Here is a 17,182-nt window from a genome sequence, read left to right on the forward strand (position 1 = left end):
CCAACCGGGGGGTATGAAATGGCTGGCACCAATAAATAATTGGCACTGACATTCATCGACACACTATTGAGTTCTCAAAGAACACACGCACACACTTCAGGACCGGTCTTAACCGGGACTTCCGTGAGGCAACTGTTCCAGCCTAAGGCATGCACCATGCGGTGTCAAATCCCCGCTCGGACATGCAATCTGGCATGTCAGGCGCTCCTCGTCCTACCTCGTTTCCCTCGCCTCTCGGCTCCGGGTCGGTGTCCGTGTCGCTCTGACTCGACATAAGTTACGCGGCGAGGAACGCAAGGTCAAATCCGCACTACACGCTTGTAATTCCGCTGGTCAGACCTGGTTCAGGCCGGTCGAAAGCGGGCTTGGGCCACTATTTTGTGACCCAAGCCACGACAAGATCAGAATTCCGCGCGCCGCGCGCCGGCCAGGTTCTTCTTGCCCCGGCGCAGCACCAGCCAGCTTCCGTGCAGGTAGTCGGCCTCGGCGGGCGTCCATTCCAGGTCCGAGATCTTCTCGTTGTTCACGTACGCGCCGCCCTCGTTCACCGCGCGCCGGGCCGCGCCGCGGCTCTCGGACAGACCACTGGCCACCAGCAGATCGACGATCGTCTCCCCCGCCTTGACCTCCGCGACCACGCCGTCGACCGCCGCCTCGCGCAACGCCGCGCCCAGCGTCGGCTCGTTCAGCTCCCGCAATTCGCCGCGGCCGAACAGCGCCTGGCTCGCCAGCTGCACCGACTCGGTGTTCTCCGCGCCGTGCACCAGCGTGGTCATCTCCGCCGCCAGCCGGCGCTGCGCCTCCCGGGCATGCGGGCGCTCGGCGGTCGCCGCTTCCAGCTCGTCCAGTTCTTCCCGCGACAGGAAGGTGAACCAGCGCAGGTACCGGATGACATCGGCGTCGGCGGTGTTCACGAAGTACTGGTACCAGGCGTAGGGACTGGTCATCTCCGGGTCCAGCCACAGGCTGCCGCCGCCGGTCGACTTGCCGAACTTCTTGCCGTCGGAGGAGGTGACCAGCGGCACCGTCATGGCGTGCACGGCGGCACCGTCGACGCGGCGGTTCAGTTCGACGCCGGCGATGATGTTGCCCCACTGATCGGACCCGCCGACCTGCAGCGTGCAGTCGTGCTGGCGGCGCAGTTGCAGGTAGTCGTTGGCCTGCAACAGCATGTAGCTGAACTCGGTGTAGGAGATGCCCTCACCGTCGAGGCGCCGCTTGATGGTGTCGCGGGCCAGCATCACGTTGACCGAGAAGTGCTTGCCGATGTCGCGCAGGAAGTCGACGGTCGACAGCGGGCCGGTCCAGTCCATGTTGTTGACGATGATCGCGCCGGTGTCGGAGTCGTCGAGGTCGACGAAACGCTCCAGCTGCGAACGGATCCGCCCGGCCCATTCGGCGACGGTATCGGTGGAGTTCATGCTGCGCTCGCCGACGTCGCGCGGGTCGCCGATGAGTCCGGTGGCGCCGCCGGCCAGCACGATCGGGCGGTGCCCGGCGCGCTGGAAACGCTTGAGCGCGAGCAACGGCACCAGGTGTCCGGCGTGCAGGCTGGCGGCGGTGGGATCGAAACCGGCATAGAGGGTGAGCCGACCGGCCGCCAGCGCCGCGCGCAGGGCATCCAGGTCGGTGGACTGTGCGATCAGTCCACGCCAGGTCAGTTCATCGATGATGTCGCCGCTCAGTTCACTCACGCTTTCCCATCTTTCCGTACGCCGATCCTGCGCCGATGCGCAGGTCCCGGGCTGAATTGTGCGGCAGCGGCAGGCGACGGGCCAGCGATTAACGCCCCGGCACGACGACGGCCATCTGGTGCGGCGCCCGGGCCGGGGCGCCGCGGACCAGATGGCCGCTGGATCGATCACCGCCAACCCGACAGTGATCGATCCCGGAGAGCACGGCACGGCGATCGGTGGGCGGAACCACCGATCGCCGGCCGTGCTTCAGGACTGTGTCATCGCTTGATCGTGTTGCGCAGGTCGGTGAGGGTGGCGCGGCGTTCGTAGGCGATCCAGGCGAAGATCCCCGCGAGCACCAGCGGGAAGATCCCCATCAGCGGCTTGTCGGCGATGAAGGCTTGCGTCGCGGCGGCCAGCACGGTGAGCACGGACAGGCCCGCGGCGGCCAGGGCGCTCAGCCGCGGCACCATCAGGCCGATACCGCCGGCGACCTCGACGACACCGATGAAGATCAGCAGACCCAGCGGGATGGTCAGGTTCTCGGGGGCGTTGTCCATCAAGGTGTTCGGGATGACGAGCTTGGGCCCGCCCGAGGCGATGATGAAGAACAGTCCGAGCACGATCTGCAGGGTCCACAGCACCCGGTTGCGGATCTTGCCGGGGCGGTTGGTGCTGGCGTCGTTGGAGTAGTTGGCGGAAGCGTCGGCGGTGGTCATTTCAGGTCCTTCTGGTCGGTCGCGCTGGGTTGGTAGCGCGTTCAACAGATAGGACGGACCCTCGTTCGCGAATTCATCGCTGTCCGCGAAAACTTTTTCCGGGAGTTGCTACGGCATCGGTTTCGCGGCCCGTGGGCTGCGGCGATAGGCCGAAACAGCGGGCGAGGACGGCAACCAGAAACGCCAGGGCACCTCCGCGGCGGTGCTGACGCCCACGCGCGGCCCGCCCGCGATCTCCCCGGGATCGAGAACGCCGTCGAGTTCCAGCCGGATCGGCGCGGCGGGGTCGAAGAGGTCGGTGCCGTAGTCGGCCAACGTGATTCCCAGCGCGCTACCGAGATTGCCCGGGCCCCTGGCCAGATCGGCGTCGGTGCGGGCGGTGGTGCGACGCGCGCGGGCCTCGTCCCGGCCCGCGATCACCTCGCCGGAGCGGAGCAGGACCGCGCTGGCGATGCCGTCGGGACCGCTGGTGACGTTCACGCATCTGTGCATGCCGTAGGAGAGGTAGACATACAGCACCCCGGCCGGGCCGAACATTGCCGCGTTGCGGGTGGTCCGTCCGCGGCCGGAATGCGAGGCCGGGTCGGGCCACGGTCCGGCCGGGTCGCCGCCGTACGCCTCGACCTCGACGATGCGCAGCCCGACCGCGCCCGACCACAGGGTCGCACCGAGCAGTCTGCGGGCGGCGACGGGTGGTTCGACAGCTAGTTCGTCAGCGGACACGGCTCCCCATTGTTCCGGAAACTCAGATGTAGGAGCTGTGGTGCCCGGAGCGCAGCGTGATCACGTCATCGATGATGACCGCCGCGTAGGCGACGGCGACCAGCGTGGCGAGCTGCGCCCACGCCACCCAGGCGACGCCGATCGGAATGGTGGCGCAGACCGCGGCCGCGCAGATCAGCCGGGTCCACGGGCGGGGCAGTCCGAGGGAAACCCGGAAGGCCCACTGGCCGACGAAATACAGTGCGACGCCACCGGACAGCGCCGTCGCGGCCGCCAGGCTCGCGGGTTCGTTGCCGTGCGCGATGCTCATCTGAATTCCGGCCGCCGCCAGGGTGACGCCGATCAGCATCGGATACAGCGAATAGCCGTAGGCCAGAACGGCGGGCCGGGACCGTTCCCGCGACGGGATCGCGGTCAGCGCGTGTTCGCCGCGTTCGTCGTCGATGCCGAAGTAGGCCCACCACAGGACATAGGCCAGTCCCAGCCCGACCGCCACATTGGCGACCAGGCCGACGGTGAGATCGCGCCCGGTCAGTCCGACGCCGATGGAGACGATGGATTCACCGATCGCGACGATGATGACCAGACCGTGACGTTCGGCGAAGTGCCGGGGCCGGACCACGAAATCGTTGGTGTCGATCAGGTAGGGACTCAGCACCTGACACGCGAATGCCAGCGCCCAGCACAGGTATTGCGCCCATCCGTGCAGGAACCCGCCGACCAGCACCAGGATCGCGGCCACCGCGTTGAACGGCGCGATCCGTTTGATGGCGATGGTCGCGGAGGCGCCGCCGCTGGTCGCGAACAGGGCGGTGTGAATCGTGGTCACCAGGACGTAGCCGAGACCGAACGCGACGCCGGTGCCGTGGAAGGCGTCGGGCACGGCGAGCGCGAGCACGAAGAAGCCGAACATGCCGATCGTGAGCAGCGTGCGCCGGCCGCTGGTGGTCGGCGCGACCTCGTTGGTCAGCCAGGCGTAGCCGGAGTACATCCACCAGATGACGCCGAACATCAGCGCGATCTGCGCGACCGCGGGCCAGCCCGGATGGTGCACGAAGACATGGGTCAGCTGGGTGATGGTGAAGACGAAAACGAGGTCGAAGAACAGTTCCAGGGTCGACACCCGGAGCTGTCCACCGTCGGGAGCGGTTCCCGTGGGCGCACTGGTCACGGCAGCAGCCTAGAACGAAGACCACGATGTAGCCGGTATGGCGAGGCGGTCTACGGCTCGGCCGTACGATTCAGGCGACAGTGCCCGGGTCCAGGTAGAGCCCCTTCAACTTGGACGGGTTCACCTGGAAACGCAGATTCTGGATCCGCCCGTCGACCAAGTCGTAGGTGAAGGCGGCCACCGGGTTTCCGCCGATGCTGGCCAGGGTGCCGAGTTCGCCGTTGATATGGGCGGAGGTCAGTTCGACCCCGGCGACGGTGGGCTTGGCGAGGACGCCGAGCACCCAGCGGGCGACATGGTCGGGGCCGTAGAGCGGGCGCCGGGCCGCGGTCACCACACCGCCGCCGTCGGACCAGGAGGTGACGTCCGGGGCCAGCAAGTCCATCAGGGCGTTGAGGTCGCCGCCGGCACAGGCGGACATGAATTGTTCGGTGACGTGCGCGCGTTCAGCGGTGTCGGTGTCGAACCGGGGCCGGCGGGACTGCACGTGGGCGCGGGCGCGGTGTGCGATCTGGCGGATCGTGGCTTCGGGTTTGTCCAGGGTGTCGGCGATTTCGGCGTGGGTGTAGCCGAACACCTCACGCAGCACGAAGACCGCGCGCTCGACCGGGTTCAGGGTCTCCAGGACCACCAGCATCGCGGTGGAGACGGTATCGGCCAATTCGGTGTCCTCGGCGATGTTCGGTGTGGTCAGCAGGGGCTCGGGCAGCCAAGGGCCGACGTAGGTTTCACGGGTGGCCCGCGCGGAGGTGAGCCGGTTCAGCGACAGATTGGTGACGGTGCGCACCAGGTAGGACTTCGGATGCTGCACGGTCGACTGGTCGGTGGCGTGCCATTTCAGCCAGGCGTCCTGCAAGACGTCTTCGGCGTCGGTGACCGTGCCCAGCATCCGGTACGCGGTGGCGAACAGCAGTCGGCGGTGTTCGATGAAGGCGTCGTCGGTGGGCATCGCGTCGATCATCTGCTCATATTCCTGAATGGGATTCACCTGCGCAATCACCGGATAGCCCGCCGGGTGGTCGCCCGGCGGGCTATCCGCGATCCTCAGGCCGCGGCACGGGTGGCCTTGCCGCCTTTGGACAGCTGCACCGACACCGTCATCTTCTGGCTCATCTTGAAGGCGAACGGCGGTGTGCTGCTGACGCTTTCCTTGTACATGACCGCCGCGCGACCGGTCAGGTAGAACCGGCCCGGGGTGTCGTCGGCCTTGGTGAACTGGATGATCCCGTCCTTGCGACCCAGGCTGACCGGCTGATGGAAGTAGCCGAACCGGAACGGGCGCACGGTCTTTCCGCGCAGCCGGCGGGCGATGGTGTCGGCGGCGTAGGCGGCGGTGGGCAATCCGGACTGGCAGGTGCCGTGGATCTGGCCCCAGGCCTGGCGGACCGCGGCCGCGTCGCCGACCGCGTAGATGGTCGGATGCGAGACCGAGCGCAGCGTCGGATCGACCACGATCAGGCCGCGGGCGTCGGTGTCGATGCCCGCCTCGGCGGCCAGCGGGGAGACCCGCACGCCGGTGGTCCACAGCGTCAGGTCGGCCGAAATCAGTTCGCCGCCCGCGAGTTCCACCGCGTCGGGCAGCACCTTGGTGACGTGCCGGCCGAGCTCGCGGACGATGCCCAGCCGGTCCAGCGCCTTGTTCAGGTAGGCGCGGGCCTTGTCGCCCATCATCGCGCCCGGCTCGCCGCTGCTGATCAGGGTCACGGTCAAACCTGGGTGCTGCTCGGCGATCTCGGTCGCGGCCTCGAGGCCGGTGAGGCCGCCGCCGCAGACCGCGACGGTGCCGCCGTTGGCCTCGACGACGGCCAGCTGCTCGGCGAACCGGCGGGCCGCGCGCGGATCGTTGAGGGTCCAGGCGTGGTCGGCGGCGCCGGGCACCGTGCTGGTGTCGGTGCTGCTGCCCAGGGCGTAGATCAGTTCGTCATAGTGCAGGGTGGCGGTCCCTTCGAGGTAGACGCGCTGCGTCCGCGGATCGATGGAAGTGGCCCAGCCCTGGACGAATTCGACGCCCGAGCCGTCGAGGATGGCGGGGATATTGTGGTTGGTCAGCTCCTGACCGGCCGCGACCTGGTGCATGCGCAGCCGCTCGGTGAACCGGTCGGAGGGATTCACCAGGGTGACCCGCACGTCGAGTTTGCGGGTGCGCCGGGCCAGCCGGATCGCGGCCAGCATGCCGGTGTAGCCCGCGCCGAGGACGACGATCCGGTGGGTGGTGGTGTTGGTGCTCATGGCGGTTGCTCCCGATGGTGTCTTGGTTGGTGACGACCATGGGACAGATGACCGGCGCCGGACGTGACACATCCCGAAGTGACCTGTGTCACATCCGTGCGGAGGTCCCGATTCAGTGCTTGCCCAGAGCCTCGCTGCGCAGCACTTGCAGCATGCTCGGGTTGTCGGTGGTCGTGACCACGCCGACGGTCTTGCGCACGAACAATTCCTCCTCGGCCAGCCGTAACAGGCTCGCAGCCAGGTCGATTCGCGCGGTGAACCGCTTGTCCAAGTGACCTTCGGCCATCGTGTATTCCGTGCCGGCGGGCAGTTCGTACAGCCCGCTCGGGCGCACCACGGTCCAGTCCAGATCGGTGGCGGTGATCAAGGCTTCCATCCGGCGCATGTCGTCGTAGAGCGTCTTGCCCAGCACCCTGGCGACGTAGGGCTGCAGCACCCGGTTGAACAGAAATCCGGCGTCGGGGTACGGCTTCGGGTCGACCGCGCTGGAGGAGACCACCGCGACGCGCCGCACACCGTGCCGCCGCATGGCGGCGACGATGTTCGCGACCCCGGCGGAGTAGGTGCGAATCTCCTCCTTGCCGAACGGAACACCGAGGGTGGACAGCACCGCGTCCGCGCCCGCGATCGCGGTGTCGACCGAATCCTGTTGCAGCACATCGCCTTCGAAGACGGTGAGCCGATCGTGCGCGAGCGGGAACTCGGCCGGCTTGCGGGTGACGGCGACGACGTCGTGACCCGCGTCGAGCGCTCGGCCGGTCAGCAGCCGGCCGGTGGGTCCGTTGGCCCCGAAAACGATGATCCGCATGTCTTCCTCCAGATGAAGCGGTATGCCTCCGGCGCCGTTCGATTGGAGCGCCGTATCATATGAGAACCATACCATCTAATACGAGGACCGTAATATATGAGTGACGTAAGGAACAAGAGGCGGGCGGCCGCCGCCGTCAAGGACTCCCTGCGTGAGCTCAATACGCAACTGGCCCTGCTGAATCGCCAGTTCGGCACGAAACTGGAACTCAAGGACGCGGACTGGAACTGCCTGGACCTGGTCAACCGGCACGGGCCGATCAGCCCGGGCGCGCTGGCCAAGCTGGCGGGCCTGCATCCCGCGACGATGACCGGCGTACTCGATCGCCTGCAGCGCGGCGGCTGGATCACCCGCGAGCGCGATCCGGAGGCGGCCGATCGCCGCGCGGTCACGGTGCGCGCGGTGCGCGATCGCAATCCGGAGCTCTACCGCATGCTGTCGGGCATGAACACCCGCATGGACGCGCTGTGCGAGCAGTACACCGAGGAACAGCTCGAGCTGATCGCCGACTTCCTGCGCCGTACCACCACCGCGGGCCAGGACGCGACCCAGGAACTCACTCAGGGGTAGACCAGGGGGGAAATGGGGCCGCTCCCCGATGCCCTGAGGACGTCCCGATTTCTACCGTCGGTGCATGTCTTCGGTGTCTTCGAATACCCCTGCGCGACCGCGCCGGTTGCGGCGGCTGCTGCTCAGTGTTGTCGCGTTGGCCGTCCTGGTGCCCGCCTTGCTGGGCGGGGTCTTCGCCTGGGTGTACACCGGCGCCGCCGTATCCACGGTCGGCGCCACGGATTTCCGCAATCAGCTGGCGATTCCACCGCTCCAGGAGGGCGTCCTCGGGCCGGACGGCCGGCGCGTCTTCGAGCTCGACATGCGTTCCGGGAGAAAGGAATTCCGGCCGGGCAAGATCACCGAGACCTGGGGATTCAACGGTGACTACCTGGGCCCGACGCTGCGGGCGCGGCGCGGCGAACGGGTCGAGGTCCGAGTGCGCAACGCGCTGCCCGAAGCCTCGACCGTGCACTGGCACGGCATGCATCTGCCCGCGGCCATGGACGGCGGACCACACCAGATGGTCGACCCGGGCCGCACCTGGACACCGCAGTGGACCGTGGATCAGCCCGCCGCGACGCTCTGGTACCACCCGCATCCGCACGGCAAGACCGAGCAGCATGTGCGACGCGGGCTGGCCGGAATGTTCCTGCTCGACGACGAGAACTCCGCATCCCTGTCGCTACCGAGCAATTACGGCGTCGACGATCTGCCGGTGATCGTGCAGGACGTGAAGTTCGACGGCTCCGGCTTCGACAACTCGCACAAGATCTTCCGCAACGCCGGGTTCCTCGGCGAGCAGATCCTGGTCAACGGAACCCTCGCGCCCTATCGCGAGGTCGGCGACGACCTGGTGCGGTTGCGCCTGCTCAACGCCTCCACCGCGCGGATCTACAATTTCGCCTTCGAGGACAACCGCACCTTCGCCCTGATCGGCACCGACGGGGGTCTGGTGCAGCGCCCGATCACGCTGGATCGCGTCCAGCTCTCCCCCGGCGAGCGCGCGGAGATCGTGGTGCGGATGCGCGCCGGTGAGCGAACAGTGCTGCGCAGCAACACCCTCGACGCCGGGTTCGACTTCTGGAATCAGCGCTTCTCGGGCGGGGACGACCGGTTCGACATCCTCGAGCTGCGCGCGGCCGCCACCCTGCGCTCCGCCCCCGAACTGCCGGCCACGCTCGCCGAGCCGGCGGTGCCCGACGGCTCGGATGCGGTGCGCGAGCGGCGGTTCGACCTGAATCTGGCCGGGATCAACAACGTTCCGATGGCGATGGATCGGATCGACCTCACCGTCACCCGGGGCAGCACCGAGATCTGGGTGGTGCGCAACGCCGACGGGATGCCGCACAACTTCCATGTCCACGATGTGCAGTTCCGGGTGCTCTCGGTGAACGACGCGCCGCCGCCGGCACCGTTGTCGGGGGCCAAGGACACGGTGTTCGTGGCGCCCAACAGCACGGTGCGGCTGGCGCTGCGCTTCGACGGGCCGGCCGATCCCGACACCCCGTACATGTATCACTGCCATCTGCTCTGGCACGAGGACCAGGGCATGATGGGCCAGTTCGTGGTCGTCGAGCCTGGTCAGAGCGCGGGGACACCGCCTTCCCACGGTCATTGAGTCTTGCGTCCGGGGCGGTGCCGCGCTAAATTCATCACATAATGAATTCAACGCTCGATGAATTGAGCGCACCGAGGAATCGAGGCGACCATGTCGCAACCCTCAGCACCGGCTGTGGATGTCCGGGATCTCACCGTCCGGCGCGGTAAACGTGAAGTGCTGCACCAGATCTCGATGACGGTGCCGCGCGGGTCGATCACCGGCCTACTCGGCCCGTCCGGCTGCGGCAAGACCACGCTGATGCGGTCCATCGTGGGCACCCAGATCGTGGAATCCGGCGAGGTGCGGGCCCTGGGCCTCCCGGCCGGGGCGCCGGAACTGCGGCGGCGGATCGGGTACGTCACCCAGTCCCCCAGCATCTATGCCGACATCAGCGTCCGCGAGAACGTCGGCTACTACGCCGCGCTCTACGGCCGCGAGCGCGCCGCCGTCGACTCCGCGATCGATGCCGTCGGGCTCGGCGAGCACGCGCGGCAGCGGGGCGACGAACTCTCCGGCGGCCAGAAGACCCGCGCCTCGCTGGCGTGCGCGCTGGTGGCCCAACCGGACCTGCTGATCCTCGACGAGCCGACCGTCGGCCTGGATCCGGTGCTGCGCGTGGATCTGTGGCAGCAATTCCACGAATTGGCCGCGGGCGGCACGACTTTGCTGGTGTCGAGCCACGTCATGGACGAGGCCGAGCACTGCGACCGGCTGCTGCTGATGCGCGACGGCCACGTCCTGGCCGAATCGACCCCCGACGAGCTGCGCGAACGCACCGGCGAACAGAACCTGGAACGCGCCTTCCTGACCCTCATCACGATGGGATCCTCCGCATGACCGCCACCCTCGCGCGGCCGCGCCCGTCGCTGCGGCCGTATCTCGCCACGACCGAACGCATTCTGCGGCAGCTGCGCAACGACCACCGCACCGTCGCCATGATTCTCGTGGTCCCCGCACTGCTGATGACCCTGCTGTACTTCATCTACGAGGAAGCCCCGCACGCCCCGCACGGCCCCACCCTGTTCGACAAGGTCGGCATCAGCATGCTCGGCATCCTGCCGTTCATCGTGATGTTCCTGATCACCGCGATCGCCATGCAACGCGAACGCACCTCCGGCACCCTCGAAAGACTGCTCACCACACCGCTTTCCAAGCTCGACCTGCTGGCCGGATACGGCACCGCGTTCTCGCTGGCCGCCGCCGCGCAAGCGGGGGTGGCATGTCTGGTGTCCTTCGGGCTGCTCGGTCTCGACGCCGCCGGCAATCCGGGCTGGGTGGTGCTGATCGCGATGGTCGACGCGGTCTGCGGTGTGGCCCTCGGGCTGCTGGCAAGCGCGTTCGCGCGCACCGAGTTCCAGGCCGTGCAGTTCATGCCGGTAGTGGTCGCGCCGCAGATCTTCCTGTGCGGCTTGCTGGTTCCGCGCAATCAGCTGCCCAGCTGGCTGGAGCCGATCAGCAACGTGATGCCGCTGAGCTACGCCGTCGATGCGCTGCAAGAGGTTTCGCGCAATCCCGAGGCGACCGGGCAGATGTGGCGGGATCTGGCTGTGGTGGCCGGGTTCGCGGTCGTCGCCCTGATACTGGGCGCGGCGACGCTGCGGCGGCGCACCGCATGACGGCGGAAAAGCCTGGCGCGCAAGCACCCAACGGACGGTCCGGGCGCAGACCCGGGCAATCCGGTGCGCGGGAGGCGATTCTGGCGGCGGCGCGCGTCCGGTTCTCCGAGGCCGGATTCGACAAGACCTCGATCCGCGGAGTCGCCGCCGCCGCCGGAGTCGATCCGGCGCTGGTGCATCACTACTTCGGGACGAAACAGAAGTTGTTCGCCGCCGTGGTCGAGCTCCCGGTGGACCCGGAGGCGACGCTGCGGCTCATCGAAGCCGCACCGATCGACCAGCTCGGCGCGACGATCTTGCAGGCGGTCGCGACGGTGTGGGATTCCCCGGCCGGACCCGGTCTGATCGCCGCCGTGCGCACGCTGCTCGGCGGCAGCGATCCCGACCTGGCGCGCACCTTCTTGCTCGAGGTGGTGCTGGAACGGGTGCGGCTGCGGATCGCGACGCCCGAGGACGACGGGCGCACCCGGATCGCGCTGGTCGCCTCGCAGATGATCGGGGTGCTGGTGGCACGCAAGATCGTCGGGGTCGAGCCGATCGCGTCCATGCCGATTCCCGCTCTGGTCGCGGCGGTGGGGCCGACGTTGCAGCGCTACCTCACCGGCGAGATCGAACGCGGCTGACCCTCAGGCCGAGGTGTGCTGACCGGTGAAGGTCTCGTGCTCGGCGTCGGTGACGTCGCGGGCCTCGTCGACGAGCAGCACCGGGATGCCGTTCTCGATCGGGTAGGCGCGGCGCAGACGCGGGTTGTACAGCAGGGATTCGCCGCCGCCCGCACGGACCAGCAGCAGCGGGCCCTTGTCCTGCGGGCAGGCCAGCAGGCTCAACAGGGTGGCGTCCAACGCGGTTTCCTCCGGCATGACCGAAAACTTACCCGACGTCCGCGGCGACCCGAGCACGCTCCCGCGCTTCGCGACGGCGTTCCCGGACATACATCAGTTGCAGCAGCGCCAGCCCCGCCACACCGGCCAGCGCGGACGTGACGCCGATCTTCCAGCCCGGCGGACGCCAGGTCAGCACCAGCTCGCCGGCTTCGGTGCCCGGCGGAAGATCTATGGCGACAAAGGATTTCGCCGTCACCGAAATCGGGATCGGACGGCCGTTGAGGGTGGCCCGGTACCCCGGCCAACCCAATCGCGCGAACACGATGTGCGCACCGTCGGGCGCGTTCACCCGGACCCGGCTGGTGGTGGCGGTCTCGGAGAGCGAAGTCGCCTGCCCCGCCGAGACATCGGCGACGCGGCCGTTCTGGGTCGAGATCAGCCCGTTCTCCCGCTCCAGCACGAGGATGTACTTGTCGTGGCCGGGATAGTCGACCCACTTCCAGCCCGCCGGGGCCGGCTGACCCGCCATGTCGGTGAACAGCGCGCGCTGTAGCACCACCCGATCCAGCTTCATCAAGTCGACCAGCGGGCGACCGGTGGACTCCTCGGGCGCGAACAACCGTCGATAGGCGTCGGGGCAGACGCTGGAATCCCAGCGCATGCACAGCAGCTCACCGAAGTAGAAGTGGCCGGTCGGGGTGTATCCGTTGACGTAGCTCAGGTCCAGGGACTTGGCGTAGTTGCCGAAGACCAGCGACCCGTAGGCGCCGTCGAGGCTCTTGTCCCCGGGCTGCACCAGGCCGCGTTCGGCGAGCTGGATGGTGTTGCCGGGAAAATCCGGGAACGCGGCCTTGGCCTCGGAACGGTTGGTCGGATAGTTGTAGGACATCGGCGTCGGCTGCGCGGCCTCCACCTGCCAGAACGCGATCGGGAACATGGCGGCGATACTCATGAGGCACACCGCGGCCACGCCCCGGTTCTGTCCGAGCCACACCGCTCCCGCCACCAGCGCGCCCACCACGACCACCGCGATCAGATGCCGGACGAAATTATGCGGGTCCGCCGAGAACGAGCGCAGCCACAGCGCCGCGATCAGCACACCGGCCGCGAGCGCGCGAGTCCGCAGGCTCGACAAGGTCCCGTAGCGCGACACCAGCACACACACCAGCACCAGCAGGCTGATGGCCAGCATCGGCAGCAACCGCACCGGCCAGCGCAGCGGCCCGACAGTGCCGGGTCCGGCGCTCCACATCAGGATCATCACCGCGAACAGCGCCACCGCGGACAGTTCCCGCCACGACTCCCGGGCCCGGCGCCAGTCGATGAACGCCAGCGCGGGAATCAGGAACCAGGCGATATAGGTGACCGGCAGCGGCTGCACATAACCCCACCAGGAGGTGAACGCGGGCAGGGTGCTGGGCAAGCTGGCGTTCAGCGACTCCGACCACGGAATGGTCAGGAACTGGTCGTTGATCACCGCCGAGGTGCCGCGCCAGGTCACCTTGGCCGAGAGAATGCTGGGCAGGAAGGTCAGCAGTCCCGCCAGACCCGCACAGCCCGCCACCGCGACCAGCTTGGGCACGTTCAGCCATTTGCGCTGGTACAGGATCTCGCCGACGGCGACCGCGCCCAGCATCAGCACCGCCTCCACGGCCGGGAAGATGTACTGGGTGCTGATGGTCAGATAGAGGAAGACGAAAACCGGGATCGGCCCGGCGATCCCGCGCACGTAGCGCACCGACGACGCCCACGCGTGCACCAGCCACGCGGTCCCGGTCAGCGCCGTCATCCAGCTGGCCTGGTCGAAGAACAGGAAGAACCCCGACAGCGGGAACGCCACGCCCGCGACCGCCGACCACCACGGCTTCGCGCCGTAGGCCAGGCAGATCCGGTACACGCCGAGGGCGGCGATGATCGAGAAGATCAGCTTCACCACGGTGGCGTAGAGCGCCATGTTGTCCACCGACGGCGCGATCAGATCGATCAGCAGCTGCGGCGGATTGAACAGGCCCGCGTCGTCCATCGTGTTGTTGCCCGACATCCAGCGTTCGGGCACCAGCACCGGGAACTCGCCGTTGCGCAGCGACTGCCCCAGGCCGATCCACAGACCGGTGTACTGGGATTCGGTGTCGTCGGTGTAGAAATGCCGGGCATTGGCCAGCAGCACCGCGAGGTAGCCGAGCACGACGCCGAGCGAGGTGACCACGCCCCACCGGAAGACGTCGCCGCGGAGGAAATCCCAGCGATCGGCGGCCGGTTTCGCCTCGGGGGCATCGAGCTCGGGGGCGGGAACCTGGTCCTCCGAGGCCGCTGCCACTGCACTGTCCGTCACGAGTTCCGTACCCTACCGTGCACGGCCTCGTGAGCGGCGAAAGCACCGAACTGGCACCGTGTTAGAGTTCGGCAGCTGGCACGCAACCGATAGCGAAAGTCGATTCAGCTGATGCCGATACCCCCCGAACATAATGGCGATGGCGGCCGTCCGGGTGCGGACCGGCCGCACACCGTGTCGGTGGTGGTGCCGATCTATCGGGGCGAGCACACCATCGGCGCGCTGGTCGCCGAGTTGCATCGGATGACCCAGCCCAGCATCAGCCCCGGCGGCGCCGCCTATGTCATCGACGAGATCGTGCTCGTGCACGACCACGGCCCGGACCGCTCCGATGTGGTGCTCCAGGAACTGGCCCAGACCTACGACGAAGTCCGCGTCATCTGGCTCAGCCGCAACTACGGTCAGGACGCCGCGACCATCGCCGGCATGTCCGCCGCGCGCGCCGACTGGATCGTCACCATGGACGAGGACGGCCAGCACGATCCCGGCGCGATCGGCGCCTTCCTGGACGCGGCGCTGACCGAACGCGCCGACCTGGTCTATTCGAAGCCGAGCAACACCCGCCCGCACGGTTTCCTGCGCAACATCACCTCCCGGGGCGCGAAGATCGTGCTGGCTACGGTGTTCGCCTTCCCCGATTCCACCCGCTTCGAGAGCTACCGGCTGATCCGCGGCGACATCGGCCGCCAGCTCGCCGGGGTCGCGTCCAACGGCGTCTATCTGGACGTGGCGCTGACCTGGGTGGTCGGGACTGTCGCGCAGGTGCCGGTGGCGTTGCGCGCGGAGGGCCGGGAGGAATCCGGCTACAACTACCGGCGGCTGTTCTCGCTGTTCTGGAAGATGGTGCTGTGCAGCGGAACCCGCGGGCTGCGGGTGGTGAGCCTGCTCGGCGTCACCCTCGCTCTGATCGGCGTCGCGCTGGCCGCGGTCTTCGCTTTCGAGGCGCTGACCCGCGACAACTGGGCCCCCGAGGGCTGGACCTCGCTCATGGTCGTGCTGCTGCTGGTCTCCGGCGCGATCCTGTTCTCCCTCGGCCTGATCGCCGAGTACCTCGGTGTGGCCTTGCACGTGCTGGTAGGCAAACCCCTGTATCTGACGGTAGATTCGCCGACACCGCGCCCCGCAGCCGCGCGGGAATTGTCCAGCACCGTCGCCAGTAGGGGAAACGATCGTGTCGAGCACTGACCGCGTCATCTTCAGCCGGCCCTACCGGGCCCGCCGGGAACTCGCGAATCTGGAGACAGTGCTCGCCTCCGACCACAGCCACGGCGACGGGCAGTTCACCGCCGCCGCGACCGCCAAGCTGAAGGCGATCACCGAGGCCCCGCACGCCCTGCTGACCACCTCGTGCACCTCCGCGCTGGAAATGGCCGGGCTGCTGCTCGAGCTCGGGCCCGACGACGAAGTGATCGTGCCCAGTTTCGCGTTCACCTCGACCGCGACCTCGATGGCGCTGCGCGGAGCGACCTGCGTGTTCGCCGACATCGACGTCGAGACCGGCAATCTGGATCCGGCCTCGGTGGCCGCCGCGGTCACCCCGCGCACCAAAGCCGTGGTGGTCATCCACTACGGCGGCGTCGCCGCGGACATGGCCGGATTGCTCGCCGTCGCACAGCAGTACGGGCTGGCGATCGTCGAGGACAACGCGCACGGTCTCGGCGGCAGCTGGCAGGGCCGCAAGCTCGGCACCATCGGCGCCCTGGGCACGCTGAGCTTCCACGACACCAAGAACGTGCACTGCGGTGAGGGCGGCGCACTGCTGCTCACCGACGAGATCCTGATGGCGCGCGCGGAGATCATCCGGGAGAAGGGCACCGACCGGGCCCGGTTCCTGCGCGGCGCGGTGGACAAGTATTCCTGGCAGGACATCGGATCCAGTTATCTGCCCAGCGAATTGAACGCGGCCGTGCTGGACGCGCAACTCGACGAGTTCGCGACCATCCAGGCCGGGCGGCACCGGGTGTGGGACGCCTACGCCGCCGCGCTGCCCGGCTGGGCCGCCCGCAACGACGTCCGGTTGATGACGGTGCCCGCCGACCGCGAGCACACCGCACACCTCTACTACCTGCGCACGCCGAGTGAGCACCGGCGCGACGACCTGATCACGCACCTGCGTGCGCACGGCATCGTCGCGCCGTTCCACTACGTACCGCTCGATTCCAGCCCGGCCGGTTTGAAGCTGGGCCGCACACCCGCACCGTGCGTGCGCAGCGCCGAGTTCTCCTCGACGGTGGTGCGGCTGCCGCTGTGGCCGGATCTGGCCGACGCGCAGATCGCCCGCGTCGTCGACGCGGTCACCGCGTTCACGGTCTGAGCCGGCAGCACCCTAAGCGGACAGGACGTAGAGCTTCTCGCGGCCGCCCGCGATCACTTCGCTGCGCACGAGGCGCGATGCGTAGCGGGCGAAGAACGCGTCCAGAGTGTCCTCGGTGAACCGGTGCGCCTGCGCGCCGGTGCCGGCATTGGTGAAACGCTGGCCGATGGCGGCAAGCAGGCGGTTCTGGCTGGTCGCGAGGTTGCGGATCGGCTCGGCGACGATCACCTGGGTGCGGGCCGCGGCCAGCATGCGATCGACCACCTCGGCCGGATCGGGCAGGAAGTGGTACAGGCTGGCCTGCATGATCACATAGTCCGCCGCGGGCAGCGGCGAATCGGAATTCATGTTCCACACCAGGCCCTGCCCACCCGCTTTGGTGAGATCGGCGATGAAACCGTCGTTGAGATCCAGGCCGGTGTACTCGACGGACTGCTGCCGCAGGTACCGGGTGTAGAGGGTCGCGGGCCCGCAGCACACGTCGGCGACACTGGCTCCGGCCGGAATCAGGCCGGCGACCGCGCGATAGCGGGCGGCGTAGTACCGGCCGTACAGTCCGCGCATCAGCACCTCGTAGAGGGTGCGGTTGCGGTAGATGAGGCTGGTGCTCACGAAATA

17 protein-coding genes are annotated in these 17,182 nt (G+C 68.0%); 7 read left to right on the forward strand and 10 right to left on the reverse strand.

What is annotated here, in order from left to right; translation table 11 throughout:
- Positions 1 to 401 precede the first annotated feature (401 nt).
- From tyrS to AB0M14_RS36520, 7 genes are all read right to left on the reverse strand, one after another.
- On the reverse strand, positions 402 to 1,685 hold the full coding sequence (gene tyrS / locus AB0M14_RS36490) for a tyrosine--tRNA ligase (protein WP_365004820.1): 1,284 nt from the start codon (positions 1,683 to 1,685) through the stop codon (positions 402 to 404).
- A 269-nt stretch (positions 1,686 to 1,954) separates the two neighbouring features.
- Positions 1,955 to 2,395, reverse strand: a complete 441-nt coding sequence (locus AB0M14_RS36495) for a DoxX family protein (protein WP_365004353.1) — start codon at positions 2,393 to 2,395, stop codon at positions 1,955 to 1,957.
- Between the two features lie 108 nt (positions 2,396 to 2,503).
- Positions 2,504 to 3,118, reverse strand: coding sequence for a DNA-3-methyladenine glycosylase (locus AB0M14_RS36500; RefSeq protein ID WP_365004356.1), 615 nt, complete (start codon positions 3,116 to 3,118; stop codon positions 2,504 to 2,506).
- A 22-nt stretch (positions 3,119 to 3,140) separates the two neighbouring features.
- On the reverse strand, positions 3,141 to 4,289 hold the full coding sequence (locus AB0M14_RS36505; protein ID WP_365004359.1) for a low temperature requirement protein A: 1,149 nt from the start codon (positions 4,287 to 4,289) through the stop codon (positions 3,141 to 3,143).
- 70 nt (positions 4,290 to 4,359) lie between these two features.
- Entirely contained in the window at positions 4,360 to 5,250 is an 891-nt protein-coding gene (locus AB0M14_RS36510; RefSeq protein ID WP_365004361.1) for an RNA polymerase sigma-70 factor, read from the reverse strand.
- Positions 5,251 to 5,333: 83 nt separating this feature from the next.
- A complete protein-coding gene (locus AB0M14_RS36515) occupies positions 5,334 to 6,518 on the reverse strand; it encodes an FAD-dependent oxidoreductase (RefSeq protein ID WP_365004365.1) in 1,185 nt (394 codons plus the stop codon).
- A gap of 112 nt (positions 6,519 to 6,630) precedes the next feature.
- Positions 6,631 to 7,326 carry an NAD(P)H-binding protein gene (locus tag AB0M14_RS36520; RefSeq protein WP_365004368.1) on the reverse strand — a complete coding sequence of 232 codons (696 nt, stop codon included), beginning with the start codon at positions 7,324 to 7,326 and terminating at the stop codon, positions 6,631 to 6,633.
- Positions 7,327 to 7,422: 96 nt separating this feature from the next.
- Here AB0M14_RS36520 and AB0M14_RS36525 point away from each other — a divergent pair, with 96 nt between their 5' ends.
- From AB0M14_RS36525 to AB0M14_RS36545, 5 genes are all read left to right on the forward strand, one after another.
- A complete protein-coding gene (locus AB0M14_RS36525; RefSeq protein WP_365004372.1) occupies positions 7,423 to 7,896 on the forward strand; it encodes a MarR family transcriptional regulator in 474 nt (157 codons plus the stop codon).
- A gap of 64 nt (positions 7,897 to 7,960) precedes the next feature.
- Positions 7,961 to 9,496: a multicopper oxidase domain-containing protein gene (locus tag AB0M14_RS36530; protein WP_365004375.1), complete on the forward strand. Its 1,536-nt coding sequence runs from the start codon at positions 7,961 to 7,963 to the stop codon at positions 9,494 to 9,496.
- A gap of 90 nt (positions 9,497 to 9,586) precedes the next feature.
- A complete protein-coding gene (locus AB0M14_RS36535) occupies positions 9,587 to 10,315 on the forward strand; it encodes an ABC transporter ATP-binding protein (protein ID WP_365004378.1) in 729 nt (242 codons plus the stop codon).
- Positions 10,312 to 11,094, forward strand: a complete 783-nt coding sequence (locus AB0M14_RS36540) for an ABC transporter permease (RefSeq protein ID WP_365004381.1) — start codon at positions 10,312 to 10,314, stop codon at positions 11,092 to 11,094. The genes AB0M14_RS36535 and AB0M14_RS36540 overlap by 4 nt, the downstream gene beginning before the upstream one ends.
- Positions 11,091 to 11,717, forward strand: a complete 627-nt coding sequence (locus tag AB0M14_RS36545) for a TetR family transcriptional regulator (protein WP_365004384.1) — start codon at positions 11,091 to 11,093, stop codon at positions 11,715 to 11,717. The genes AB0M14_RS36540 and AB0M14_RS36545 overlap by 4 nt, the downstream gene beginning before the upstream one ends.
- Before the next feature lie 3 nt (positions 11,718 to 11,720).
- Here AB0M14_RS36545 and AB0M14_RS36550 read toward each other — a convergent pair whose 3' ends face one another.
- Both AB0M14_RS36550 and AB0M14_RS36555 read right to left on the reverse strand, forming a co-directional pair.
- Entirely contained in the window at positions 11,721 to 11,954 is a 234-nt protein-coding gene (locus AB0M14_RS36550) for a Trm112 family protein (RefSeq protein ID WP_365004387.1), read from the reverse strand.
- Positions 11,955 to 11,964: 10 nt separating this feature from the next.
- Positions 11,965 to 14,124, reverse strand: coding sequence for a hypothetical protein (locus tag AB0M14_RS36555; protein ID WP_365004823.1), 2,160 nt, complete (start codon positions 14,122 to 14,124; stop codon positions 11,965 to 11,967).
- Positions 14,125 to 14,361: 237 nt separating this feature from the next.
- Here AB0M14_RS36555 and AB0M14_RS36560 point away from each other — a divergent pair, with 237 nt between their 5' ends.
- Positions 14,362 to 15,435 carry a glycosyltransferase gene (locus tag AB0M14_RS36560; RefSeq protein WP_365004390.1) on the forward strand — a complete coding sequence of 358 codons (1,074 nt, stop codon included), beginning with the start codon at positions 14,362 to 14,364 and terminating at the stop codon, positions 15,433 to 15,435.
- Positions 15,422 to 16,564, forward strand: a complete 1,143-nt coding sequence (gene rffA, locus AB0M14_RS36565; protein ID WP_365004393.1) for a dTDP-4-amino-4,6-dideoxygalactose transaminase — start codon at positions 15,422 to 15,424, stop codon at positions 16,562 to 16,564. The genes AB0M14_RS36560 and rffA overlap by 14 nt, the downstream gene beginning before the upstream one ends.
- A 12-nt stretch (positions 16,565 to 16,576) precedes the next feature.
- Here rffA and AB0M14_RS36570 read toward each other — a convergent pair whose 3' ends face one another.
- Positions 16,577 to 17,176, reverse strand: coding sequence for a methyltransferase domain-containing protein (locus tag AB0M14_RS36570; protein ID WP_365004396.1), 600 nt, complete (start codon positions 17,174 to 17,176; stop codon positions 16,577 to 16,579).
- Between the last annotated feature and the right edge of the window lie 6 nt (positions 17,177 to 17,182).

Source organism: Nocardia sp. NPDC051832 (genome assembly GCF_040681285.1).
In the GTDB taxonomy this organism is placed as follows: Bacteria; Actinomycetota; Actinomycetes; order Mycobacteriales; family Mycobacteriaceae; genus Nocardia.